23 protein-coding genes are annotated in these 25,955 nt (G+C 32.2%); 16 read left to right on the forward strand and 7 right to left on the reverse strand.

What is annotated here, in order from left to right; genetic code table 11:
- Positions 1-1,302 (forward strand): Ig-like domain-containing protein (locus tag BMY33_RS10280; protein ID WP_170837057.1); only part of this gene is annotated, 1,302 nt, incomplete at its 5' end.
- A gap of 311 nt (positions 1,303-1,613) precedes the next feature.
- On the opposite strand, the gene BMY33_RS10285 is transcribed toward BMY33_RS10280, so the two are convergent.
- Positions 1,614-2,867, reverse strand: coding sequence for an ABC transporter permease (locus BMY33_RS10285; RefSeq protein ID WP_091408050.1), 1,254 nt, complete (start codon positions 2,865-2,867; stop codon positions 1,614-1,616).
- A 139-nt stretch (positions 2,868-3,006) separates the two neighbouring features.
- Between BMY33_RS10285 and purH the strand changes: the two genes are divergently transcribed.
- The 6 genes from purH (at position 3,007) to rodA (ending at position 10,193) form a co-directional block, all read left to right on the forward strand.
- Positions 3,007-4,539 (forward strand): bifunctional phosphoribosylaminoimidazolecarboxamide formyltransferase/IMP cyclohydrolase, encoded by a 1,533-nt coding sequence (gene purH, locus BMY33_RS10290; protein WP_091408052.1) that lies wholly within the window; start codon positions 3,007-3,009, stop codon positions 4,537-4,539.
- A 43-nt stretch (positions 4,540-4,582) separates the two neighbouring features.
- Positions 4,583-5,611: a rod shape-determining protein gene (locus tag BMY33_RS10295; protein WP_027393894.1), complete on the forward strand. Its 1,029-nt coding sequence runs from the start codon at positions 4,583-4,585 to the stop codon at positions 5,609-5,611.
- Positions 5,612-5,748: 137 nt separating this feature from the next.
- Positions 5,749-6,576, forward strand: coding sequence for a rod shape-determining protein MreC (mreC, locus tag BMY33_RS10300; RefSeq protein WP_091408053.1), 828 nt, complete (start codon positions 5,749-5,751; stop codon positions 6,574-6,576).
- Positions 6,569-7,075: a rod shape-determining protein MreD gene (gene mreD / locus BMY33_RS10305; RefSeq protein WP_091408055.1), complete on the forward strand. Its 507-nt coding sequence runs from the start codon at positions 6,569-6,571 to the stop codon at positions 7,073-7,075. The genes mreC and mreD overlap by 8 nt, the downstream gene beginning before the upstream one ends.
- On the forward strand, positions 7,072-8,940 hold the full coding sequence (gene mrdA, locus BMY33_RS10310; protein WP_091408056.1) for a penicillin-binding protein 2: 1,869 nt from the start codon (positions 7,072-7,074) through the stop codon (positions 8,938-8,940). The genes mreD and mrdA overlap by 4 nt, the downstream gene beginning before the upstream one ends.
- Positions 8,940-10,193: a rod shape-determining protein RodA gene (gene rodA / locus BMY33_RS10315; protein ID WP_091408058.1), complete on the forward strand. Its 1,254-nt coding sequence runs from the start codon at positions 8,940-8,942 to the stop codon at positions 10,191-10,193. The genes mrdA and rodA overlap by 1 nt, the downstream gene beginning before the upstream one ends.
- Positions 10,194-10,225: 32 nt before the next feature.
- On the opposite strand, the gene BMY33_RS10320 is transcribed toward rodA, so the two are convergent.
- Positions 10,226-11,026, reverse strand: coding sequence for a DNA/RNA non-specific endonuclease (locus BMY33_RS10320; protein ID WP_244543002.1), 801 nt, complete (start codon positions 11,024-11,026; stop codon positions 10,226-10,228).
- A gap of 457 nt (positions 11,027-11,483) precedes the next feature.
- Here BMY33_RS10320 and BMY33_RS10325 point away from each other — a divergent pair, with 457 nt between their 5' ends.
- The 3 genes from BMY33_RS10325 (at position 11,484) to BMY33_RS10340 (ending at position 13,891) form a co-directional block, all read left to right on the forward strand.
- A complete protein-coding gene (locus tag BMY33_RS10325; RefSeq protein WP_091408061.1) occupies positions 11,484-13,079 on the forward strand; it encodes a vitamin K epoxide reductase family protein in 1,596 nt (531 codons plus the stop codon).
- Positions 13,080-13,245: 166 nt separating this feature from the next.
- Positions 13,246-13,437 carry a hypothetical protein gene (locus BMY33_RS10330; RefSeq protein ID WP_139195628.1) on the forward strand — a complete coding sequence of 64 codons (192 nt, stop codon included), beginning with the start codon at positions 13,246-13,248 and terminating at the stop codon, positions 13,435-13,437.
- A gap of 274 nt (positions 13,438-13,711) precedes the next feature.
- Entirely contained in the window at positions 13,712-13,891 is a 180-nt protein-coding gene (locus tag BMY33_RS10340) for a hypothetical protein (RefSeq protein WP_091408065.1), read from the forward strand.
- 196 nt (positions 13,892-14,087) lie between these two features.
- Here the strand turns inward: BMY33_RS10340 and BMY33_RS10345 are convergent, their stop codons facing one another.
- Positions 14,088-15,200, reverse strand: a complete 1,113-nt coding sequence (locus tag BMY33_RS10345) for an ABC transporter permease (protein ID WP_091408067.1) — start codon at positions 15,198-15,200, stop codon at positions 14,088-14,090.
- Positions 15,201-15,209: 9 nt separating this feature from the next.
- Positions 15,210-17,345 (reverse strand): carboxy terminal-processing peptidase, encoded by a 2,136-nt coding sequence (locus BMY33_RS10350; RefSeq protein ID WP_091408068.1) that lies wholly within the window; start codon positions 17,343-17,345, stop codon positions 15,210-15,212.
- 170 nt (positions 17,346-17,515) lie between these two features.
- Here BMY33_RS10350 and surE point away from each other — a divergent pair, with 170 nt between their 5' ends.
- The 6 genes from surE to BMY33_RS10380 all read left to right on the forward strand — a co-directional run bounded on the left by surE (position 17,516) and on the right by BMY33_RS10380 (position 23,126).
- Positions 17,516-18,298 carry a 5'/3'-nucleotidase SurE gene (gene surE / locus BMY33_RS10355; RefSeq protein WP_091408070.1) on the forward strand — a complete coding sequence of 261 codons (783 nt, stop codon included), beginning with the start codon at positions 17,516-17,518 and terminating at the stop codon, positions 18,296-18,298.
- Complete coding sequence (locus BMY33_RS10360) at positions 18,291-18,572, forward strand: hypothetical protein (protein WP_091408071.1); 282 nt, start codon at positions 18,291-18,293, stop codon at positions 18,570-18,572. The genes surE and BMY33_RS10360 overlap by 8 nt, the downstream gene beginning before the upstream one ends.
- A gap of 22 nt (positions 18,573-18,594) precedes the next feature.
- On the forward strand, positions 18,595-19,704 hold the full coding sequence (lpxB, locus tag BMY33_RS10365; protein WP_091408073.1) for a lipid-A-disaccharide synthase: 1,110 nt from the start codon (positions 18,595-18,597) through the stop codon (positions 19,702-19,704).
- A gap of 10 nt (positions 19,705-19,714) precedes the next feature.
- Entirely contained in the window at positions 19,715-20,227 is a 513-nt protein-coding gene (locus BMY33_RS10370) for a C40 family peptidase (RefSeq protein ID WP_091408074.1), read from the forward strand.
- A 93-nt stretch (positions 20,228-20,320) separates the two neighbouring features.
- Positions 20,321-20,878: a hypothetical protein gene (locus BMY33_RS10375; RefSeq protein ID WP_091408076.1), complete on the forward strand. Its 558-nt coding sequence runs from the start codon at positions 20,321-20,323 to the stop codon at positions 20,876-20,878.
- A gap of 205 nt (positions 20,879-21,083) precedes the next feature.
- Positions 21,084-23,126 carry a ComEC/Rec2 family competence protein gene (locus BMY33_RS10380; RefSeq protein ID WP_091408077.1) on the forward strand — a complete coding sequence of 681 codons (2,043 nt, stop codon included), beginning with the start codon at positions 21,084-21,086 and terminating at the stop codon, positions 23,124-23,126.
- Between the two features lie 7 nt (positions 23,127-23,133).
- Here the strand turns inward: BMY33_RS10380 and BMY33_RS10385 are convergent, their stop codons facing one another.
- The 3 genes from BMY33_RS10385 to BMY33_RS10395 all read right to left on the reverse strand — a co-directional run bounded on the left by BMY33_RS10385 (position 23,134) and on the right by BMY33_RS10395 (position 25,929).
- Positions 23,134-24,423 (reverse strand): serine hydrolase domain-containing protein, encoded by a 1,290-nt coding sequence (locus BMY33_RS10385; RefSeq protein ID WP_091408079.1) that lies wholly within the window; start codon positions 24,421-24,423, stop codon positions 23,134-23,136.
- Between the two features lie 233 nt (positions 24,424-24,656).
- The gene (locus BMY33_RS10390; RefSeq protein ID WP_091408080.1) at positions 24,657-24,995 is read right to left on the reverse strand and encodes a hypothetical protein; all 339 of its coding nucleotides are present in this window, start codon (positions 24,993-24,995) and stop codon (positions 24,657-24,659) included.
- 277 nt (positions 24,996-25,272) lie between these two features.
- Positions 25,273-25,929: a hypothetical protein gene (locus BMY33_RS10395; RefSeq protein ID WP_091408082.1), complete on the reverse strand. Its 657-nt coding sequence runs from the start codon at positions 25,927-25,929 to the stop codon at positions 25,273-25,275.
- Between the last annotated feature and the right edge of the window lie 26 nt (positions 25,930-25,955).

The raw sequence follows: 25,955 nt of genomic DNA on the forward strand, positions 1-25,955 counted from the left end.
GATACCAAGATAGAAGCAGATGAAACGGTTTCCATCTCTATGAGTGGACTATCTCCAGCAACGGTAGCATCTGGAGACATCGATATTACCGATGGTGCCACATTAAATATTTTAAATGATGATGTTGCCCCTACTCCAACGGCAACAATTGGAGCACCAAGTGCCACAGATACAAGTACTGGAACTATTACTTATACTATAACATATACAGATGCGGATACAGTAACTTTAGCTACTAGTGATATATCTTTAAATACTACTGGTGATGCAGCAGGTTCTGTAACTATCACAGGGTCAGGAACAGTTACAAGAATAGTAACGATTAGTAGTATCACTGGTGATGGAACCATCGGAATTTCTATTGCTGCAGGAACTGCAAGTAATACTGCCGGAAATACAGCATTAGCTGCTGGACCAAGTACTACTTTTAATGTTGATAATACTGGTCCAACCGGATTTACCGTTAGCATTGATCAGACCGCTATAAACTTAACAAATGAAACAGGAATTGATTTCACTTTTGGTGCAGCTGAAGTTGGAGCTACGTATAATTATTTATTTGAAAGTGATGGTGGTGGGACCAACGTAACTGGATCGGGAGTCATTGCCACTGCTACAGATCAGATCACTGGAATTAATCTAAGCGGATTAAATGATGGACTAATTACATTAATAGTTACTCTTACTGACGCTCTTGGTAATACTGAAAGCATATCTGCTGTTGACGTTAGAACTAAGGATACTACACCGCCTACGATAAGCATTTCTTCTACGGAACCTAACCCTACTAGTAACTCTTCATTCGAAATAACTATAAATTTTAATGAAGATATTACAGGTTTTGATATCAGCGATATCATTGTTGGAAATGGTACAGCTGCTAATCTTTCTGGAGGAGGATTATCCTATACAGCTACAATAACAGCAACTACACCAGGAACGATAACCGTAGATATTAACCCAAACAGCGTAAATGATCTTTCAGGAAATGGAAATACCGTAGCAACTCAATTCAGTATCGTATATGATAATTTACTAGATGTTAACGACGAAACTCTAGCAAATGCTCTTACTGTATATCCAACTCCTTCCAATAATATTATAAATATCACAGGAGCAATTGGCTTAGAGATAGAGCGTACTGAAATTTTTGATATTCGTGGAAAATTAATTCTTTCACAAAAATTAAATTCTAGTAGCATTATAAATACTATAGATATCTCATCAATACGTTCTGGATTATATTTAATAACCATATATTCCGAAACAGGCTCAACGACGAAAAGGATAGTAAAACAGTAAATTTATTTCACTGTAATAAAAAAAGCCGAAGTTATACTTCGGCTTTTTTTATTTTCATATCTATTTTAAAAATGGATCAAAATACGACTAAAATTTATTGACAAACACAAACAAGTATTTCTACCTATTTCGTAACCTCTTAATTCATAGTACTTTTACCTTATGACAACTGCAATAATGACCCCAAACAAAAAGAGAAATACTATTATAAAACTAATACCTGTTGCCGTTTTGGTAATTATATTGATTGCCCTAGGAATGAATATTTACCTGTTGCTTCGCTTCGTATAGTATAAAAACATACTCTTCCTCTACATTCCAGTTCTAATTGCTTCTACCGGATCTAATCTAGCTGCCATCCAAGCAGGAAAAATACCTGCGATAAGACCGATCAAAGTAGACCAAAACATTCCCCAAAACATATTGGAAGTAGAAAGTATAAACTCGAAATCACCCGTCATACTAGAGGCCCCTTTAGAAATTAACCAAACTAACACTAAACCAATTAACCCACCAAATACGGCGAGGATCACGGCTTCAAACAAAAATTGAAGCAATATGAATTTTCTCTTAGCTCCTAACGCTTTCTGAATTCCAATAAGGTTCGTCCGCTCTTTTACACTAACGAACATAATATTTGCAATACCAAAACCTCCTACTAAAAGCGAAAACATACCAATAAAACCGCCTATTTGAGACATTGTTCCTGTGATATTATCTATGAAATCGGTAAAGCCTTGTAATTGATTCACGAAAAAATCATCAATTTCATCTGGCTTTAAACCTCTATAAGAACGCACTTTCTGGGTTAAGGAAGCTACAAATTCAGGCACATCGCTACCTGATTCTGGCTTTATAATAATCATTGGAAATGTAAACTTATTATTATCTCCATAAAGTCTTCTTACTATATTAACCGGTAATATTGCAGCAGTATCTTTAGAACCGCCAAAAAGACCACTCCCCTCTTTCTTTAAAACACCAATTACCGTAAATTTTCTACCATAAACACGAATCTTTTTACCAATTGGATCACTCGACCCAAAAAGACTATTGGCTATTTCATCACCAATTACAATTACTGGAGCTCCTCCTACTGATTCTTGCTCATTATAAAATCTTCCTTGGACTACTTGCAACTCTTCAATATCATAATAATCATTAGTAACCGGTACCATATCCACATTACTAATACTTTTATCATTATACTTTAAAGTTTCTTGCCCAACATTTAACAAAAAACTTGCTGCCTTCAGATCTGGCATAGTTCTTTTTACGTGCTGATATTCTTCAAAAGTTACATCAGGAAATTGTTCTCTTTTCCAATCAGGAACCTGAGTAGGTCCAAAAGAGATTCTAGTAAGATATATGGTACTATTATCTAAAGAACTTATACTTCCTTTAATTTCTTTCTCTAAGGAATCAACCGCAGCAAGAACTCCAATAATGGAGAATATACCAATAGTAACTCCTAACAAAGATAGAAAGGTTCTTAATTTATTGTTTCGAAGAGCGTTAATCGCAAAATTAAAACTCTCTTTTAGTACTCTAAGATAGATAAGCATGTGCTGTTTTTTGAACAATATAAAGATAGGACGTTTTCCTTGCAATTTTGTTACAAAATATCTAAAACAATTACGCGCAATGGGTTGTCTAATTGATAACTAAATTGCTACTTTTGCGTTTTACTAACTAAAAATTGTCATGAGCAACACAAAAACCGCTAAATCTGCCTTAATTTCTGTATTCAGTAAAGACGGGTTAGCACCTATCGTTAAAAAATTAGATGAACTTGGTATTACTATCTATTCTACTGGTGGTACTGAAAAATTTATAAAAGATCAGGGAGTGAATGTTATTCCAGTGGAGGATGTTACTTCTTACCCTTCTATTCTTGGAGGAAGAGTTAAAACTTTACACCCAAAAGTGTTTGGAGGAATTCTAAATCGTCAAAATAATGATAGTGATGTTGCAGAGCTTGAACAGTATGAAATTCCACAAATTGACATCGTGATTGTTGATTTATATCCATTTGAAAAAACAGTTGCATCAGGTGCGCCTGAACAAGATATTATTGAAAAAATTGATATCGGAGGGATTTCTTTAATTAGAGCAGCAGCTAAGAATTTTGCAGATGTAACGTGTGTAGCTTCTGTAGAAGATTACGCTGAATTTTTAGAGGTCATTTCGGAAGGAAATGGTAGTATCTCACTAAAAGATCGTAAGCGTTTTGCTGCGAAGGCATTTAATGTTTCTTCTCACTACGACAGTGCTATTTTTAATTATTTCAATAGTGATCATGAAATTGCTTCACTTAAGATTAGTGAAACCAAAGGAAAAGTTTTACGCTACGGTGAAAATCCCCATCAAAAAGGATTTTTCTTTGGGGATTTTGATGCAATGTTTGATAAATTACATGGAAAAGAATTATCATACAACAACCTTCTTGATGTAGACGCTGCAGTAAGTTTAATGAATGAATTTAAGGACGATGCACCTACTTTTGCTATCCTTAAACATAATAATGCTTGTGGATTAGCACAAAGGCCTACTATACATCAAGCATATGTAGACGCATTAGCTGGTGATCCTACTTCTGCATTTGGAGGTGTACTAGTTAGTAATACCGAAATTGATATTGCTACTGCTGAAGAAATTCATAAATTGTTCTGTGAAGTAGTGATTGCTCCATCATATAGTGATAAAGCTTTAGAAATATTAAAAGGAAAGAAAAACAGAATCATTCTGATTCAAAAAAATATCGAGTTACCAAAAACACAAGTTCGTTCTTGTCTTAATGGTGCTTTGGTTCAGGATAAAGATTTAAAAACTGATGCTAAAGAAGACTTGAATACCGTAACTAAAGTAACTCCAACGGAAACACAGATTGAAGATTTACTATTTGCTTCTAAGATTTGCAAACACACGAAATCTAATACTATTGTTTTTACCAAAGGGAAGCAATTATTAGCTAGTGGAACTGGACAAACGTCTAGAGTAGATGCGCTAAAACAATCTGTAGAAAAAGCAAAATCATTTAATTTTGATCTTAATGGGGCTGTCATGGCAAGTGACGCATTCTTCCCATTCCCTGATTGTGTGGAACTTGCAGACAATGCCGGCATTAAAGCGGTTATACAACCTGGGGGTTCTATAAAAGATCAATTAAGTATTGATTACTGTGACGCAAACGGAATTGCTATGGTAATGACCGGAACACGTCATTTTAAGCATTAATTTTAGTACATTTACTCAATTCTAACCCTTTTTATCGTTTTATATGGGATTTTTCGACTTCTTTACTGAAGAAATTGCTATAGATTTAGGTACCGCAAATACCTTAGTTATTCATAATGACAAAGTAGTGGTGGATAGTCCATCCATTGTTGCCAGGGATATTATGTCTGGAAAAATAATTGCAGCAGGTAAAGAAGCTGCAATGATGCAAGGAAAAACACACGAGAACATAAAAACCATTAGACCATTAAAAGATGGAGTAATTGCAGATTTTGATGCTAGTGAAAAAATGATAAGCATGTTTATTAAAGATATTCCTGCTTTGAAAAAAAAGATCTTTACTCCTGCACTTAGAATGGTTATCTGTATTCCTTCTGGGATTACGGAGGTAGAAATGCGTGCTGTAAAAGAAAGTGCAGAGCGAGTTAATGGAAAAGAAGTATATCTTATTCACGAACCAATGGCTGCAGCTATTGGTATTGGTGTTGATATTATGCAGCCTAAAGGAAATATGATCGTAGATATCGGTGGAGGTACTACAGAAATTGCAGTAATTGCTTTAGGAGGAATTGTATGTGACAAATCTGTAAAGATTGCAGGTGATGTTTTCACTAATGACATTATATATTACATGAGAACTCAACATAACTTATATGTTGGTGAACGAACTGCAGAAAAAATAAAAATACAGATTGGAGCTGCAACCGAAGATTTAGAATTACCTCCAGAAGAAATGAATGTACAAGGTCGTGATCTTCTTACAGGGAAGCCAAAACAGGTTCAGATATCATTCCGTGAAATTGCTAAAGCTTTAGATAAATCCATTCTTAGAATTGAAGATGCTGTAATGGAAACATTATCGCAAACACCGCCAGAACTTGCTGCAGACATCTACAACACTGGTATTTATCTTGCCGGAGGAGGTTCAATGCTAAGAGGTCTTGACAAAAGATTGTCTCAAAAAACTGATTTACCTGTTTATATCGCAGAAGACCCGTTGAGAGCAGTTGTAAGGGGAACTGGAATTACCCTTAAAAACATTAATAGATATAAGAGTGTATTGATTAAATAATAGTTTTTTATAAAAATTATAAGTAGAATATACCTAAAATTCATTTTTAACGTTATTCTGCTTTAATTGTTTTTAATCAAGTGAAAAAACACACTATAAAAACATAATATTATTAGAATTTAGTATCCCCATAAGACATGCAGCAGATTATCAATTTTTTAATACGGAACAAAAACTTCCTATTATTTTTGCTGCTTTTGTTTTTATCATTAATTCTTACAATTCAATCTCATAGTTATCACAAGAGTAAATTTATAAGTTCTACCAATTTTCTTTCAGGAGGTGTTTATGGGTGGAGATATTCGATAAATAATTATTTTGGACTCAAGAATAAAAATGAACGTCTATTAGAAGAAAACGTACAGTTACGAAATCGACTAAGTAAATTAACTAGGGATACGATAGCTACCACATATATAGACACATCATCTTTTAATCAACCTTATACTTTTATAGAAGGGAATGTTTATAAAAATGATTATAGCAAAGCTGACAACTACATTCTGATCAATAAAGGTGAAAAAGATGGTATTGAATCAGATATGGGGATAATTACAGACAAAGGAATTGTAGGTATTGTAGAGAACACCTCTAAAAACTACAGTAGAGTTATTTCTATATTAAATAGTAATTCTAGAATTAATGCGGGATTAAAAAGATCCAATCAATACGGATCTTTAGTTTGGAATGGTAAAGATCCAAACATAGTTCAACTAGAAACTGTTCCAAGACAAGCTATCTTAAAAAAAGGAGATACGATTATCACTAATGGGCGATCTACTATTTTTCCTAGAGGAATAGGAATTGGAACAATATTAAACTATGAATTAGATCAAAATCAGAGTTATTTTTTAATTGATGTCCAATTATTTAATGACATGACGGATATCGGCTTTATATATGCAATAAGAAGTAATCACGCAACAGAAATTAAATTGTTAGAAACCCCTAAAGTAGATGAATAATAATATTCTTTTATATATAGGTAGATTCCTAATTCTGGTTTTAGTTCAAGTTTTTGTGCTTAATCATATAAACTTTTTGGGGTACCTAAACCCCTATATATATATTATTTTCATTCTACTTGCTCCAATAAATATAAATAAAAGCTTATTCCTCTTTTTAAGTTTTATTTTAGGGTTAACCATAGATTTATTTGGAGATTCTGGTGGTATCCACGCTACAGCTTGTATATGCATAGCATATTTACGCCCTGTAATTCTAAGATCAGTTTTTGGATTAAGCTATGAGTTCCAAACAGTGAAGTTAAGCAAAGTAGGTTTTGGCCAGCGTTTAGCATATGTAACCTTAATAGTTTTGATACATCATATCATACTTTTCTCATTAGAAATATTTAACTTTTCTCACATACTATTAATTGCCAAAAAAACGTTATTTTCTAGTCTATTTTCAATCATAGTCATTATGGTTGTTCTAGTATTGTTCAGAAGAAAAGACTCATGAGAAAATTATTACTTTATCTTATCATCATAAGCACCGGTATTGTATTCACCGCAAGACTTTTTTATTTACAAATCTACAACACTTCTTTTGCTGCACTATCGGAAGATAATGCAATCAAAGTATTATATGATTACCCGCAACGAGGAGCTATATATGATAGAAATGGTAAGCTTTTAGTTACCAATCAACCTTCTTATGATGTAATGGTAATACCAAGAGAACTAAAACCATTCGATACTTTAGAATTTTGTTCAATACTTAAGATCACAAAAGAAAAACTCGTTAAGCAATTGAGCAAAGCAAGGGTCTACTCCCCTCGTGTTCCATCTGTAGTCATTCCTCAATTAACCAAAGATGAGTATGCATACTTACAAGAAAAAATGCGAAAATTTGATGGTTTTTACATACAAAAACGTTCTCTTAGAGATTATCATACCATAAATGCTTCAAACGTACTTGGGTATATTGCCGAAGTAAATGATGGATTAATAAAAAAGGATCCTTACTATCTCTCCGGTGATTTAATTGGAATGCAAGGAGTAGAAAAACAATATGAGAACCAACTCCGAGGAATAAAAGGAATAAAACGAATACAGAAAGACAGGTTCAACAGAGATATTGGTCCTTATAAAAATGGTAAATACGATACGCTTCCCGTTAATGGTAAAGATCTTACTATAACTATTGACGAAGAATTACAGGCATACGGTCAAAAATTAATGGAGAATAAGCGAGGTGGTATCGTGGCGTTAGATCCTGCAACAGGAGAAATTCTAACATTAATAACAGCTCCAAGTTATAAACCAGAATTATTAGTAGGAAGAAAAAGATCTCCTAATTACACTAGACTACACTATGATTCTATCTCTAGACCATTATTTGATCGTGGTGTAAAAGGAGAATATCCTCCTGGATCTCCATTTAAAGCAATAACTGCATTGATTGGACTACAAGAAGGAGTTGTAGACACTAAAGAAAGTTTTTCTTGTAATCATGGATTTCGATATGGTAAAAAGGCCAAACTGGGTTGTCATGCGCATAGAAGTCCTTTAAGCATGATACCTGGTATTGCTCAATCATGTAATGCTTACTTCGCAAATGTATATTTAAGAAGTATTAATAAATATGACACTCCTCAAGAAGGTATAGACAACTGGGAAAAACATGTAGAAAGTTTTGGACTAGGGAATTATCTAGGCAACGATTTATCAAGTGGAAGTAAAGGGTTAATACCGAATTCCAAATTTTACAATAGACAATACAACTACCCTAAATATAAATGGTACCCTACCGCTACTATATCAAATGCTATTGGACAAGGAGAAGTGTTAGCTACACCAATTCAATTAGCAAACATGACTGCAGCCATAGCGAATAGAGGATATTTTCATACTCCACATATAATCAAAGCTATTGATGGCCAACCTATAGAGATTGAAAATTTTACCAAACCTAAATACACAACAATAAATAAAGAGCATTTTGAACCAGTAATCGAAGGAATGCATCAAGTATATACTCAAGGTACTGCCGCATCATTACAAGTAAAAGATATAGAAATCTGCGGTAAAACAGGAACTGCAGAAAATTACACCGTAGTCGACGGAGAACGTATGCAATTGACTGATCATTCAGTTTTTATAGCCTTTGCGCCCAAAAACAATCCAAAAATTGCTCTTACAGTATTCATAGAAAATGGATATTGGGGATCCAGATATGCTGGTAAAATTGCCAGTTTAATGATAGAAAAATACTTAAAACAATCTATCTCCAGAACTGATCTTGAAGATTGGGTATTAACACATAGCCTCGAAGAAGAATATGCAAAACCTTATAGCGGAGAACCTTTTAAAATCAACCAATAATGGGTAGATCAGCAGTAGGAGCTATAGATTGGCTAACTATACTTTTGTTTTTATTATTGATAGGTTTTGGCTGGGGTAACATATACTCTGCATCCTATGGTGATGAAGTTTTCTCATTAACAGATTTTACAAAACCTTATATCAAACAATTATACTGGATTGCGCTAAGTATTATTATCATAGTTATAACACAAGCGATTGAAACCAAGTTTTATGAACGATTTGCTGGTTTGATTTATGTTATATCATTAGCGTCTTTATTAGGACTATTTTTATTTGGAAAAAATGTTAATGGTGCCACATCGTGGTATGCATTCGGACCTGTAGGTCTACAACCTTCAGAGTTTGCCAAAGCAGCAACCGCATTAGCCCTTGCTAAATTTTTAAGTGATATGCAGACTAATATTAATTTAGTCAACCACCAACTACGAGCATTTTTAATTATAACCTTACCTGCGTTAATAATTATACCTCAACCTGATCCTGGGAGTGCATTGGTCTATGCTGCTTTTTTCTTTCCTTTATACAGAGAAGGGCTCGCAGCGACATATCTTATCATTGGAGCCTCTGCTGCCGCTTTATTCATTTTAACTTTGTTATTCACTCCATTATGGGTCGTTCTTGGTATTGCAACAATAATGCTATTAATTCTTATTAGAAATAGGAAACACAAGCCCAAATATTCCAGATATCTATTGACAATTATTGTTATCACTGGATTTTGTTTTTCTGTCAACTACATATTTAATAACGTTTTTGAACAAAGACATCGTGATCGTTTTAATATCGTTTTAGGAAAAGAAGTTGACTCTAAAGGTATTGGATACAATACAAACCAAAGTCAAATTGCTATCGGAAGTGGTGGATGGACTGGAAAAGGCTGGAAAGAAGGAACTCAAACCAAAGGTGGTTTCGTACCAGAACAGCATACAGATTATATATTTAGTACAGTTGGAGAAGAATGGGGCTTTCTTGGAGCTACCACAGTAATCATACTGTTTATTGGATTACTCATAAGACTCTTATATCTAGCAGAAAGACAAAAATCTCAATTCAGTAGAGTATACGGATATAGCGTAGTAGGAATTCTATTCGTTCATTTTGTAGTAAATGTAGGGATGGTTACCGGTTTACTACCTACCGTAGGAATTCCGCTGCCTTTCTTTAGTTATGGAGGATCTGGTTTATGGGGGTTCACATTACTACTTTTCATTTTTGTCAAACTTGATTCTAATAGAGTCAATGAATGGTAAATAAACCGATCAAACTGTTTATACTACAGAGATTAAAACTTCCAACCGTTTTTACTAGAAGAGGCTTCTAGTTTATTTTCTAAATCATCAGATAATTTTGGAAAAAAATCAATCCCCGATAATTTCTCTATACTATCAGTAGTAACAACAAAACTAGATAATTTCTTATCTGTATTTCTATTAGGAATTAAAAACGCAATCATTTTTGGTTTTTTAGAACTGTAATCTAAAATTACTTTATAGAAATACTCAGGAACTGAAACTGCTTCATATCCAATTGTTTTAAGATCATCTGTTAATATTCCACCAGTTATTACATAAACTCCATTGTATTTTTTTGCCCAATATCTTGTTTTTTGTTCTAACTGATTCCAAATCCCAGCATTAAAATCGTGATTTTGAGGAGAAATATTTGATGTAAGAAATGTCTCTACAAATGCATCATAAGTAAATCGTCTATCTGCTGCAGGACATAAATGACCTCTGTCATACCCAGAATTTTTATAGTTTCTCCAATCTGCTGAAGACGACCTCACCTTATTGTCAACTTCAAAAAATGGTCTCTTAAATTCATTTTTGACAAGATGTTCTTTTTTTAACTCATAAGCCACCCATTCTGGTTGTTCGTGTTTTTCGGAATAAGATAAAGAGTAGTTATTATGTGAGATTACAGTCTTAGTTGTAGAAGTTGGGAGATAGAAAAAACCTAATTCTTTATTTTCTATTTTTCCGCTAGTGTACTCACCTTTTGTCTCGTCTATATGTTTTTCGACATAATAAAAACCAACGGTAACGATCAAAACCATTAACGGATATATATACTTTCTTTTCAAACTTATCTTTTTTAATTTCTTAGATTGATTGCAAAAGTATCAAAATCCAATTACACTAGAATATCATTCATTACATAGACTAGAGTTTTTGGGGAAAAAACAGATTATCAGCTACATTAACCCAGCAAATGTTTCAAAAAACCAAACTTTAACATAAATCCAAAAACATATCTTTTGAATGTTTTAAAAGAATATAAATACCTGTAAAACAGTTTTTTAGATTAAAAAATTAACATAAATAAACTATAAAATTACGGTTATTCCACCTCTATTTTATGTAATATCCTCGTTTAATAAAAGTTTTAAAATCTCTAATTTAGGAAGCTTTTAATTCTGAAAATAAATTTCGAAACTCTTAATTGTTAAAGAAAAAATATTGATGCAAGTAGATATGGGGCAATCAACTTATACTATCTTTATCAGAAGTAAGCACGCAAAACAAACATCTTAAGGATTCATGAAGAATAACATTGAAAAAATAGTTGAAACTGTTCTAATCCAAAATAGAATTAGTAATTATGATAAGAAAGATTTAGAACTACAATTACAAATTCATCCAAATTATCCTAGTTTTCAATCAATTACTGACACACTTGATTATTTCGATATAGATAACATTGCAGTAGAAGTCCCGGTCGATGCTTTAGATCAACTACCAAAAAGTTTTGTTTCTCTAGTAAAAAAAGAGAATTCTGAAGAAATTGTATCTATCATTAACAAGAATGGAAATGTTGAACTAAAACATACTGATCTCGACACCAAGAAATTCACCTATGAAGAGTTCAAAAAAATATGGGTTCCTAAGGTAATAGCTGTTGAGCATAATACGGGAAACAGCGCTATTTTCTCAAAAGAATCTCTAGTGCAAAATATTCTATTCGGAGGATTATTATTAGGTGCTTTGACAACGCTTGCTTTTAGATCTTTTGATTTATATCAAGTATTATTTTTACTACTATCAATCTCTGGTGTAGTTTTCAGTCTTTTTGCTGTTAGAGAAAGTTTAGGCATCCAATCAAATACAATGCACCAATTTTGTACTTCTGTTGGAAATTCTAATTGTGGTGATGTAATAAACAACAACACCGGTAAATTATTTAAAAACTTCTCTTTAGCAGATGCCAGCATTGCCTTTTTTGGTATTCTTATTATATACCAATTGTTTTATGGATATAATAGCACTTTATTATTACCGACGCTTATAGGAATTCCCTTCATAATTTATTCAATTTATTCGCAAGCATTTGTAATTAAAAAATGGTGTGCTATATGTATTGCTATAAGTGCCATATCTACAGGTTTGATTGCAGTATCACTATATAGTCTACCTTTTAGTTTTTCCTTAGTATCAATTGCTTCTTTTGTGATGATTTCTGCACTAGGAACATTGGCTTATATCCACATAAAACAAAATCTTGTAGAAAATAAAGATTATAAAAACGAAAATATAAAACTCAATCATTTTAAAAGAGACCGACAAATATTTGAGCACTTATTAAGTTTATCCGAAAAAGTTACAGATAATACGACGATTACTAATGAAATTATTTTAGGTAACCCAAATGCTCAATTCAAGATTATCAGCCTAACTAATCCAATGTGTGGATATTGTAAAGGTGCTTTTGAAGCATATACAAGAGTATTACGAACAATGAGCGAGCAACTTCAGATTGTCATACGATTAAAAGTATCGTTAGACGACCTTGACAATCAAGCCACGCAGATCAGTTTACGCTTAATGGAAATATATCACACTGATGGATCAGAAAGATTTGTAAAAGCATATAGCGAATGGTTTAACGACAGAACATATAGTACTTGGGTAAAAAAATATGGTGCTCCAAAAAACAATATGGAACATGTAGAAAGTTTAAGAAATCAATCTAAATGGGCAGAAAGCAACAACTTATTTTATACACCTGCCTCTCTTATGAACACATCTATTTATCCTAAAAAATATAGTTACGACGAGTTTTTTCATTTCACTAGTATGATGATTGAAAACCAACAAGAACCTGATTACAATATGCAAGAAAAGCCTGTTGGAGTTTAATTGCTCACAGATTATTTTATCAGAAACGACCTTTTCTTTTATAGAGAAGTTATTTAATAGTAAAAAGACGTATTAAAAGTTCTTTTTCTTCACACACTCACTCAGACATTTCCCCGGATGTCTTTAAACTTTCGGGGAATATTTTTTAACTCTTAAAACCAAAATTATGTTAAAAAAAATCTCAAGAATTGACAATGTTTCTGAAATTAACAAAGACTCTCAAAGCAAAATCAATGGAGGATTTGGATTTGGAACCAGTTGTTATGGAAATGACCAACAAAACTGCAGCCCCAGAAGTGGTTGCCAATGGTATGGTTGTTATTGCGGACCTAATTATCCGCATATTGCACCTTGTTAGTAACCGTATTTTAACTCTTAATAACCAGAATTATGTTAAAAAACATTTTAGCACTTGACAGTACTCAAAAACTGAGTAAATCACAACAAAAATTAATCTCCGGAGGCTACATTCCAACATTAGAACAATTCTGCTGTGGCCCTCGCTCCCAAGGATGGTGGATCCAACAATATCCATTTTTGGGTAACGATCCTTATTACACCTGTTCGGGTGACGTCTGTAATGGTGGTGGAGCTTGGTAAAACTTAATATTTAATCTTAAAACCTAAAAATTATGAAGCAAATCAAAAAATTAGAAGGAGCTAAAATTCTTTCCAAACAACAACAACAAGATGTTAATGGAGGTATTTATGTATTATCTAATCAGAGTAACAGAAGAAGACGCTGTGACCCAGCATTGAGTTGCTGTTATCACAATGGATACACTTGGGTTCAAGGACCACCATGTTTTTAAAAATTAATTTAAAGCATTTTTAAATTTAGTAAAAGGATTAAATCATTTATTTAATCCTTTTCTCTTTTTAACATTAATATTCTTTGAGAAAATTAAATGCTTGATAATAGAACCCAATCAAAAATCTATTAGCAGCAAGAAGAGTCATCATCATTATGATGACTATCGTTAAACAATCTAATAGAACATAAGTAAATTACTCCTTCACGTCCAATGCGTCTCGCAATGCGTTCCCTATTAACATAAAGGCCATCACTAAACTCATAATTCCCAAACCAGGTATGATTGCTAAATATGCCTTTCCTAAAATAATGTAGGAGTAATGATCTTTAATCATTGCCCCCCAACTAGCCATTGGAGGTTGCGCTCCAATTCCTAAAAAGCTTAATCCACTTTCTATTAAAATTGCCCCAGCAAAATTAGCTGCAGAAATTACGATTACAGGTGCTAAACTATTAGGGAGTACATGTTTCATTATTATTCTAACATGATTATAACCTAACGCTTTAGCCGCTGTAACATACTGCATTTGTTTTATACTCAAAACTTGCCCTCTAACGACTCTAGCGACTTCTACCCACATAGTAAGTCCAACAGCAATAAAAACCTGCCAAAAACCTTTCCCTAGGGCTAATGTGATAGCTATAACTAAAAGCAAGGTAGGAATAGACCAAGTAACATTAATTAACCACATAATAAAGACATCTACCTTCCCTCCAAAATACCCCGCAATAGCTCCTAAAGATATCCCCAAGATTAAGGATATAAGCACAGCTACAAAACCAATCGAAAAAGAAATACGAATTCCAATTAGCATCCTACTTAACATATCTCTACCATACTTATCAGTCCCTAAAACAAATGTCCTGTCACCAATAAATTTTTGAGCTATTTCATTTTTCCCAAACCCTTTAGGAAAACTTCTAAGTTCAATGGTCTTAGAAACTCCTATGAGTTCCCCTTCCGTATAAGGAACAACTTTTATAATGTCCTTATGAAAGCTATAAGATTCTATAGGAATCTCGGTATCCATATTTTTGGTACCAAAGAAAACTTTATTAAAATAAGATTGATCAGACACTCCATCTGATGGAATTGTTAGCATTTTTACAGAAAACCCCGGCCCTTTAGAATGAATAGATAAATGCATTTGATTTGCATTCTTAGAACTATCAGGAGCTAATAAATAGGCTAAAATAGCCACAAGTGCACAAATAAAAATAAACCAAAAACTCAAAACGCCCCAAAAATTTTTCTTAAATCTTTGGAGCGCTAACTTTGTCAGTGAATTTGATGTAGTCTGTTGCATTAAAGCAAATTAGTTCTTCAACGTAAGTGGATTTTTAGATCTACGAATATTATTAATTTTCATATCTTCTAAAACACTTAATGCCTCTTCTACATATACATCCTTACTAAGGCTTTTATGCCATCTATTTCTTTTTTCTTCAAGAATAGAATCCTTCTGCATTAAATCTTTTTCATATGGTAAAGATTCAAAAGTCAAATTAGTTTTATAATCATTCAAACGATCGAAACGTTCCGCCTGTTTTTCATTCAATTCTATATTTGCCTTATACTTACCATAGTTTAAAGAGTACTCATTAACATCTCTTTTTTCTCGTACCCATTTAGCATTTTCTTCAATTAATTTTAATTGGTCATTCGTTGCCATACGAGCTTTACTTTTATTTATAGTTTGGTCAAAATCAATATAACCATCCCATAAAGTATAATCAGCTGCAGGAATTTTATCCCAAGGCAAAGGGTTTTCTTGATCCTTTTCTCCTATATCAATATAGCTATAACGATCCGGAACAACGACATCACTTTTTACTCCTTCTAATTGAGTAGACCCACCATTAACTCGGTAAAACTTCTGAGTAGTAAGCTTTAAAGCTCCTAAATCTCCAAAATCATTACTTCGCATCCATCGATTTAGATCCATTACGTTTTGTACGGTTCCTTTTCCATAAGTTTGCTTACTTCCTATAATTATGGCTCTTTTATAATCTTGCATAGCCGCAGCTAAAATTTCTGATGCAGAAGCAGAAAGCTCATTTACCAAAATAACCAATGGCCCATCCCATAGAACATTTCTGTCTTTATCGCTTAAAACTTCTGGAGACTCTCCTTTCGTTCTCACTTGAACAATTGGTCCCTTATCAATAAACAATCCTGCAATATCAACTACGGTTTGTAAAGACCCTCCTCCATTATCTCTTAAGTCAATTACAAGACCTTCCATCTCTTCTTGCTTTAGACGAATAATTTCTTGTTTTACATCTTTTGCAGCATTACGTTGGTTATAGTCCTGCATATTGAAATAGAACTTAGGTAAATTTATAATTCCAAAATTTTTCCCGTTTTTCTTAACAACCGAAGATTTAGCGTACGTTTCTTCTAATTCAACCACATCCCTAACGATTTCAACATTTTCTATAGTTCCATCTACCTTTTTTACCGTAAGAATCACTTTAGTTCCTTTCGGCCCTTTAATAAGACTTACTGCGTCATCTAGTCTCATCCCTACAATACTAACAGGCTCAACTTCATCCTCCTGTTTTACCTTCATAATGAAATCTCCGACTTCAACCTTACTACCTCTCCAAGCTGGACCTCCAGAAATAATCTCAATGATTTTTACATTATCATTTTTCTTTTGTAGCCTTGCTCCTATTCCTTCTAATTTTCCAGACATAGCAATATCAAAACGATCTTTATCTTGTGGAGCAAAATAGTAGGTATGTGGATCAAACTCTTCTACAATTGAATTTATATAAATAGAAAACCAATCTTTTCTTTCTAAATCATCCGCAAACTCAAAATACTCTTTCAAAGAAGTTGTTGTTATATCTCGAGATTCCTCTTCTAAAACGACAGCCGATTTTCTTTTAAACTCTTTATTTTTTGTTATTGAATCTATCTGCTCATCTACTTTGTCATAATAACTAGATAAAGCATTAAATTTAAGCTGTAATCTCCAACGATTTTTCATTTCGTTTTTATCACTAGCATATGCTAATTTTTCATAATCAGTATTGATAGATTCTTCCTTTTCAAAATTAAATGGATGCTCTAAAATTTCTTTGTATAAAGATCTAGCTTCGATCATTCTTTGTTGTAGTCTTTCATAAGTAAGATTGAAAAAATCAATCTCCTTATCTCTGATCTGATCGTCAATTAAAGTTTCGAACTTTTTAAATTCTTCAATATCACTCTCATAAAAATATCGCTTTAATGGATCTAAAGCATCAATATAATCAACAAAAACATTCTTTGAGAAATCATCATTAATATCCTTTGCATCGTAATGACCCTTACTTAACACATAACTGATAAGATCAATCAATATTCGATCTTTATCAGGATCATTATCAATTTTTGTTGTAAAGCTACACGAAGCAGCTGATACAATTACGGTAAGCATCAATACCAAAAAACTCTTTTTCATACGCTCATTTTTAATTTAGGGGTGTTCAGGCAAAATACATTAAAAATCGTGCCAATAATAGGTAATATTACTAAATTTTTCTTAAAAGAACTAATAATGTACACTACTGATTACTAATAATATATTTAGAATAAAAAAAATGTATTTTTACCAGTGAAAAAAATAATCCAATGCCGCAAAGAAAACCTTTGATTTTAGTAACCAACGATGATGGCATAACAGCTCCAGGAATCCGAACTTTAATCAGCATAATGAATGAAATTGGCGATGTATTCGTTGTTGCTCCAGATAGCCCTCAGAGCGCTATGGGTCACGCAATTACAATAAACAACACTTTGTATTGTGATCCTATTACTATTGACAAAGAAGCACCGCAAAAGGAATATAGTTGTTCTGGAACGCCAGTTGATTGCGTCAAAATGGCAACAAGGCAAATTCTGGACAGAAAACCAGACTTATGTGTAAGTGGAATCAATCATGGTTCTAACTCTGCAATTAATGTTATTTATTCTGGCACTATGAGTGCTGCAGTAGAAGCAGGAATTGAAGGAATTCCTGCCATAGGATTTTCTTTACTTGACTATAGTATGAATGCAAATTTTGGCCCTTCTAAAAAATTCATAAAAAATATAGTAAAAAATGTACTTAAAAACGGATTACCAAAAGGTATTGTACTGAATGTCAATATCCCGAAATTAGAAGAAAAGAACATAAAAGGTATCAAAATATGCAGACAAGCCAATGCGCATTGGGTAGAAGAGTTTGATAAAAGAACGAATCCAATGGGAAGAGATTATTATTGGCTTTCTGGAAAATTTATTAATGAAGACAAAGGAGAAGACACAGACGAGTGGGCTCTGCACAATGGATATATATCAATTGTACCCACGAAATTTGATCTCACCGCACACCATTTTATACAAGAATTAAACAACTGGTCGTTACATGATTAAAAAAGAAATTCTATTAGGTTTTTTTACCGGAATATTTGCCAATGCTATTGGAATCGTTTTGTATATATTACTCTTTTCTGAATTAAGCATTGCAGAAACCTTAAAAGCTGCGCAACAAAACAATTTTTTAGGAAGTTTGATTGCTTTAGGGGCTATCCTAAATCTTATCATTTTCTTTCTATTTTTAAAACAAAACAAACCATATAGAGCACGTGGCGTGCTTCTTGCTACCTTAATTGCAGCAGTGAGTATTGCAATTAGTAAGTTTAGTTAATACACGACGAAAGTATATAAAAATGAAATATTATCTTATTGCAGGAGAAGCATCAGGAGATTTACACGGTGCTAACCTTATGAAATCTATTCTTAAAGAAGATCCCAATGCAGAATTTAGGTTTTGGGGAGGAGATTTAATGCAATCAGTAGGTGGTACCATGGTTCTACATTATAAAGAAAGAGCCTTTATGGGTTTTTTTGAAGTGATTATGAACCTATTTAAAATTTTAGGTTTTATAAAACAATGTAAAAAAGACATTGAACAATACAATCCAGATGCACTTGTTTTAATAGACAACTCCGGTTTTAATCTACGCATCGCCGAATGGGCTAAACCAAAAGGCTATATCACACATTATTATATAAGCCCTCAAGTATGGGCATCACGAGCTGGAAGAGTAAAAACTATTAAAGCCAATGTGGACCATATGTACGTTATACTTCCATTTGTTTCTGATTTTTATAAAAAATATAACTATGAGGTGAATTTTGTTGGACACCCACTTATCGATGCTATTGCCGATCACAATCAAGTAATCCCCGATAATTTCAAAAAACAATACCAGCTAGATGAGCGACCGATTATAGCGATATTACCAGGAAGTAGAAAGCAAGAGATCACAAAAATGTTAGAAGTGATGCTTAGCGTAGTTGATGATTTTCCATCCTATCAATTTGTAATTGCTGGCGCTCCTAGTCAAGATGAAAAATTTTATGAGCCCTTTATAAAAAAAGAAGGAGTACATTTAATAATGAATCGTACTTATGATATTTTAAGCTTAAGCAACGCAGCTTTAGTTACTTCAGGAACTGCAACGTTAGAAACTGCATTATTTAAAGTTCCACAAGTAGTATGTTATAAAGGAAATACTATTTCATATCATATTGCTAAAAAAATTATCAATTTAGAATATATTTCTTTAGTGAATTTAATAATGGATAAGCCTGTGGTTAAAGAACTAATCCAAGGTGATTTTAATACGAAACAACTAAAAGAAGAGCTAATAAAAATATTAGATGACTATAAGAGAGCAGTAATGTTTTTAGAATATTATGATCTAGAAAAGAAACTTGGTGGAAAAGGAGCCAGTGACAAAACTGCCAATCTAATTGTAGAAACTGTAAAATAAAAGATCCCCAATGAATAAACTATTTTATTTTTTACTGATACTATCCATTACTTTAGCCTCTTGCGGAGGTGCTAAAAAAAGAAGTACTGTTTCGAGAAAGACCGCAAAAACATCAAAAACTAAAAGAGCAACACCCAAAAACAAAAAAATAACCAGCATCATCAATTATGCAAAAACTTTTGAAGGTACACGATATAAATATGGAGGTACTACAAAAAAAGGAATGGATTGCTCTGGGTTAGTTTACACATCATTTAAAAAGGAAGAGGTTGTCCTCCCAAGGACTTCTAAAGCTATGTCTGTGCAAGGAAAAAAAATATCTTTAAAAAATGTTACGGTAGGTGATCTTTTATTTTTTAGAACTAACAAAAATAAAAATGCAATCAACCATGTAGGTTTAGTAGTAAAAACTGGGAATCGAGTAGAATTCATCCATGCTTCTACCTCTAAAGGAGTTACTATATCAAGTTTAGATGAAAGGTATTGGAACAATTGTTTTGCTGGAGTTCGAAGAATTTTATAATCTTAATTCTTTAATTTTCAATACTTTTTTATTTTATTGATCATAAATTCCCTTAAATATTTTAAATTAGTATACTAAAATCATTTTTTCATAATGGAATATTCTCTAGATCCTTTAGAAGTTAAAAAAGTTATAGATGCTAAAGTAAATGGTCAGGAATTTGATGAAGATCAGTTCACCTATTATCATCTTAATAGAAATCTTTTTAATGTAAAAAAAGAAATTACTACGTTAACCCATTATATGGGTAATAAATTTCGAGACAATAAGGGATATATTTGGGAAGAAGCCCCAAGATTCAAAAACTGGTTTCATACACCAAAATCCAGTTATTTTGGAAGTTTGATAGGAATGAAACCATATAGTAGAAAATTTTTACGTCCTGATAAGCAAACTGGCATAGGTGGTGAATTTGAAATGATTATTCGTCACGATGGAAAACGAATAGATGCATTAACACATGAAGGGTATCAGGAGACCTATAATTTTGGTCCTACTTCTAATTCAAAACTACATATCCTTTTAGATGTAGACCCACATGGACCACATCCTGACTATACTGTAAAAGTAGATACTGGTAAAGTTACTATTAAAGATAAAAAGAGAGAACTTTCTGGAACCATTAGGAGAAGAAATCGAATAAAGAAATAATCACTTTACTCCTTTAATCACATTTACTCTCTTCTTTCTAAAGACTCTTAAACATTGCTTTTAATTGATTAGACATTAACTAACATTTCTTTTATCAAAAAAACATTTAAACCCAAGAAAATAAAAATCTACAGGTAACATATTAAGTTTATGAGACACGATTAGTTATAGGTCTTTAAATAACCTATTAACTAATTTTTAATAGGTGCATAAATTACTTAATATCCCTTTTCTAGTTTTAACTCTTTCCCTAATCACAGGAATAATCATTGGCTACTATAGTGAAATAGAGCTAAAATTGGTTCTTACCTATCAAATAATTGCCATAACAGGTCTTCTTGTTTCTTGGTGGTATGCTAAAAAAATATTTAAAAGTACTGTTGGATTTAGTGTATTGGTTATTATGACTTTTACCTTTTTTGGAATTACCATTGTAAAGATTAATAACCCAAAACACAATTCTAATTATTACACTAATTTAATCAAAAACGACAAAAACCCTAATGTAATTAGTTTTCATATAAAAGAAAGACTAAAACCGAGTACATATTATGAAAAATACATTGTCAACATCACATCAATAAATCAAGAAACAACTCAAGGAAAACTACTAATACAAATAGCAAAGGATAGTTTAAACCAGAAATTAACAATTGGGGATTCATATGTTACTTTCGAAACATTAAAACCTATAGCTACTGCCTTAAATCCAAACCAATTTGATTACGCGGACTTTTTAAGCAAACAATATGTTTTTCATAAAATCAATCTAAAGTTCGAACAATTAAAGCCAACAGACCTACATGTATTTTCCATATATCGCATTGCACACCTTATTAGAACAGACATACATCAAAATCTAGCTTCATATAATTTTAACAAGAAGCAATTATCAATTATCAACGCATTACTTCTAGGACAAAGACAAGACATAGATTCTAATACTTTTAACGATTATCGTGATGCCGGTGCTATACATATATTAGCCGTTTCGGGATTGCATATTGGAATACTTTTACTAATTCTAAATTCTATATTAAAGCCGTTAAATCACTTTAGAAAAAATGGTAAAGTGGCTAAAACTATATTCATTATTTTAATACTATGGTGTTTTGCTGTAATTGCCGGTTTATCTCCTTCAGTTCTTAGAGCAGTTACTATGTTTTCTTTTATAGCAATTGGAATGCATATTCGTTCAAAAACTAGCATTTATAATTCCTTAATAGTATCCATGTTTGCCCTATTATGCGTACGGCCTTTATTATTATTTTCTATTGGATTTCAATTAAGTTACTTAGCAGTATTTGCAATTGTTTGGATACAACCATCTTTAGCCAAATTATACACTCCTCGATTTTACATAGATACAAAACTATGGGAGACTTTTACTGTTACTATTGCTGCACAACTTGGTTTATTACCTCTACTATTATTTTATTTTCATCAATTTCCTTTGCTATTTTTTATCTCTAATCTTATAATCATTCCAGTTTTAGGAATCATTTTAGGGTTTGGAATAATTGTTATATTCTTAGCAGAAATGCAGTTGTTAACCGATTGGATAGCTCTCATATTCGGGAACTTTATAAACGCAATGAATTTTATCGTGTATTGGGTTTCTAAACAAGAAATATTTATAATTACAAATATTTACTTTTCCTTCAGAATGCTTATTACAGGATATAGTTTTATTATTTCTCTAATATTCACACTCAAGAAAACTTGTTCCAGAAACATAATTACCGTATTAATAAGCAGTGTTCTTTTTTTATCAACTATGATATATGAACGACATCTAAATCTTACTAAAGAAGAACTTATTGTATTCCATAACTACCGAAATACCACGCTGGGCGTTTTACAAAATCAATATTTAAGATTATTCACTAAAGACTCTGTTTCAATAACTGCAAAAAATTACCTCTTAAAAAACTATCTAATCGAAAATAATTCAAAACTTCACAACACTGAAAAACTGAATAACATCTACCATTACAAAACGAAAACAATCTTAGTGATTGATAGCTCCAGTATCTATCAAATTAAAAAAATACATCCTGATATTATTATTTTGACTAATTCTCCAAAAATTCATCTAGACAGAGTGATTCAAACGCTAAAACCTAAGCTAATTGTTGCGGATGGAAGTAATTATAAAAGTTATCTTGATCAATGGGAAAAGAACTGTGTAAAACAAAACATCCCTTTTCATCGGACAGATAAAAAGGGAGCTTTTATATTGAATTAAATAGTTTTTATAAATTATTTTTAAGGTCAGATACTTCTGCTAATAATTCCTCTACAGGCATATCCATTACTTCTTTCACAATTTTATGAATATCTGGCACAACAGTTCTTGCTAGTTTCGTTGGACTATTAAAAAGAATAGTTATTCCTAGGTCTTCCTGAGGAAAAATGGCAATTTCGCTTCTATAACTATTTACGTGGCCTCCATGATGAATCATTCTACTCGATTCACCAGTTTTTTTATTCTTAAAATCATGAATACGCCATCCGTGTGCATATTGTGATTCTTGATGATTTGTCCATCTCTGATAATATTTACTTTTGCCAGGAAGATTGATCACGGGATTAAAAACATTTTTTAATCCATCGGAGCTCATCACATTAGGATTGTGTCCCAATAAAAATCGCATCCACTTAGCCATATCCGCCACACTAGCATTTACACCTCCAGCAGGGATAGCATTATAGTATTTTTGATTTAGTTTAAGAGATTTCCAACCTCTACCATATTTTCTATGAGGCATTGCGACATTAGAAGCTGTCTTTAATGAATTATGATCTGTAGATGCATTATTCATTTTTAGGGGGCCAAAAATCTTTTCTGAGATTGCTTCTCCATATGATTTCCCACTCACCTGCTCTATCATCGCTCCGCTTAAAGCAAATACCGCATTTTGATAACTATAAATATTACCAGGTTTTGCTATTGTTTTAATACTTTTAAACTGACCTGCTATAGTATTTAAAGCAATTCCATCTTCAACTAAATTAGTAAAACTATGATATGGTAAACCAGAAGAATGTGATAAAATATGTGATAGCGTCACACTATCTGTCCACTTTTTATTAGCTAACTCAAAATTGGAGACGTAATCATGTACCTTATCTTCCCAATTAAGTAAGCCTTCTTCAACATATATTCCGGATAGTACTCCTGCAAAACCTTTAGAAACAGAGCCTATTCTAAAAATAGTCTCTTCATCTATTATATCTTTACGTGAAGCTTTTCTTTTTCCAAAACCACCTAAATAGATAACAGAATCACATTTCACAATACCAACTCCGGCTCCAACAATTTTATGTTGTTTCAATGCTTTATTAAAATATTTCTCTACAGCATCAACCAATAACTCTTTCTGCCTATCTGATATTGGATTTTTAAAAAAGTTTGCAGAAGCTTGCGCCGGTTTTAATTCTTCAATTAATTTGGTTTCCTCTATTTTCTTAGCAGAGATCAGCGGAAAAAGCAATGTGATTAACAGCAACATTGAAGGGGCAATGAGGGAACGTTTTTTCATATTAGGTTAAGCTCTATTTTAAATATTTAAAATCGAAAAATCGGGGAGATTCTAAATACTCTTATGTAACGATTCGGTTTATTAATTATTTCAATTTTGACCAAATATAACGATTATATGCATATATCATCGTTGAAATACATTTTTTTATAAATTTTAACACTTTTTAACTACTTTAGAGACTTATAAAGGTTTCATATGAAAGAAAAAACTTTCAGTTTTTGTTTTTCTTATTAAGATAGCTTGATATCCTCTTTAAAAAGCATATGTATATACTCTGCATGAATATCAGCATTGTGCTTACTCTCTAAGCAATGAAATAATAAATGAATCAATCCGTAATCTCCTAAACAATCTCTATATTCATCTTGTTCTTTATTCTTTACCCAAAGAATGAAGCTACACAAATGCCCTATCTCACCTAATCTATCAGGTTTCTTAAGGCATTTTTTAAACTCTTCTAATTCCATCATCGCATACTCATTATACTTTTGCTTACAAAAGTTATAATCAAATGTGTGCTTATAGGATCTAAGTCTCCTATTTTGTATTTCATACTTAATACCACTCATAAGGTATAGTTTAAAATTAGGTACTGATGTTATGCATATAGTATATTTTATTTTATAATAACAAAACACACTCCAAGATTGCACTTTTAAGATTCTTTTAATGAAGTTTAACGAATCTATAAATAGGAATAATTCCAAAACAAAGATACAAAATTAGGAATAATTCCTAATGGTTTTTAAAATATAATTTCATTAATTTATTTTAAATCCTAACCAAAAATTCCCTTTCATCATTAAGACAAAAGGGAATCTGAACTATTTAATTTAAAACTGTATTCTACATTTTTTTAACGATAGATACAGCGATTTCAATACCTGAAGTATTTAATACTCTTAAATGAGAAGGTAAAGCAGCTATAGTATTAGAACCAAATGATTCTGCATCCAACTCTAACTGCCTATATCTAATACCTGGTTCTAGAAAAAGTGCATTCGATAATTTCAGCCTAAGTTTGGCATCTATATGAAAGCCTATATTAGATTCATATTCAATTGGATCAGCAGAGAAATCGTTTTCGGTGATTTTTAATTTCCCAGGAATGTTATAATTACCACCAACACCAATTACTATTCCTTGTAATGTATTATCCGATAATTTAAAAAACTTATTTATACCAAAGGTAAAAAACGTTCGACTAAAAGTGACAGAACTTTTATTAGAGCCTTCTGTTCCACTTTGTAATTGGAATGCTAAATTATACTGATAGCCTAATGTTCCATAGCCAGATAAACCCTTAAAAAAACTATATTCAGCACCAACTTCAAATCCCATTCCCCCACCAGGACTATATGCTAGGTTTCCTCCACTATAATCTATGGTTTCATAATTAAACCCAATACTTCCGTTTAATCTACCAATTAAACTTATTTCCTGCGCCATCCCATTATTAGCTACGGTACATAAAACAACAAGACTGAATATGATTTTTCTCATTTTATAATATTTACTTTTATTTGTTC

It is taken from the genome of Aquimarina amphilecti, assembly GCF_900109375.1.
Classification (GTDB): domain Bacteria; phylum Bacteroidota; class Bacteroidia; order Flavobacteriales; family Flavobacteriaceae; genus Aquimarina; species Aquimarina amphilecti.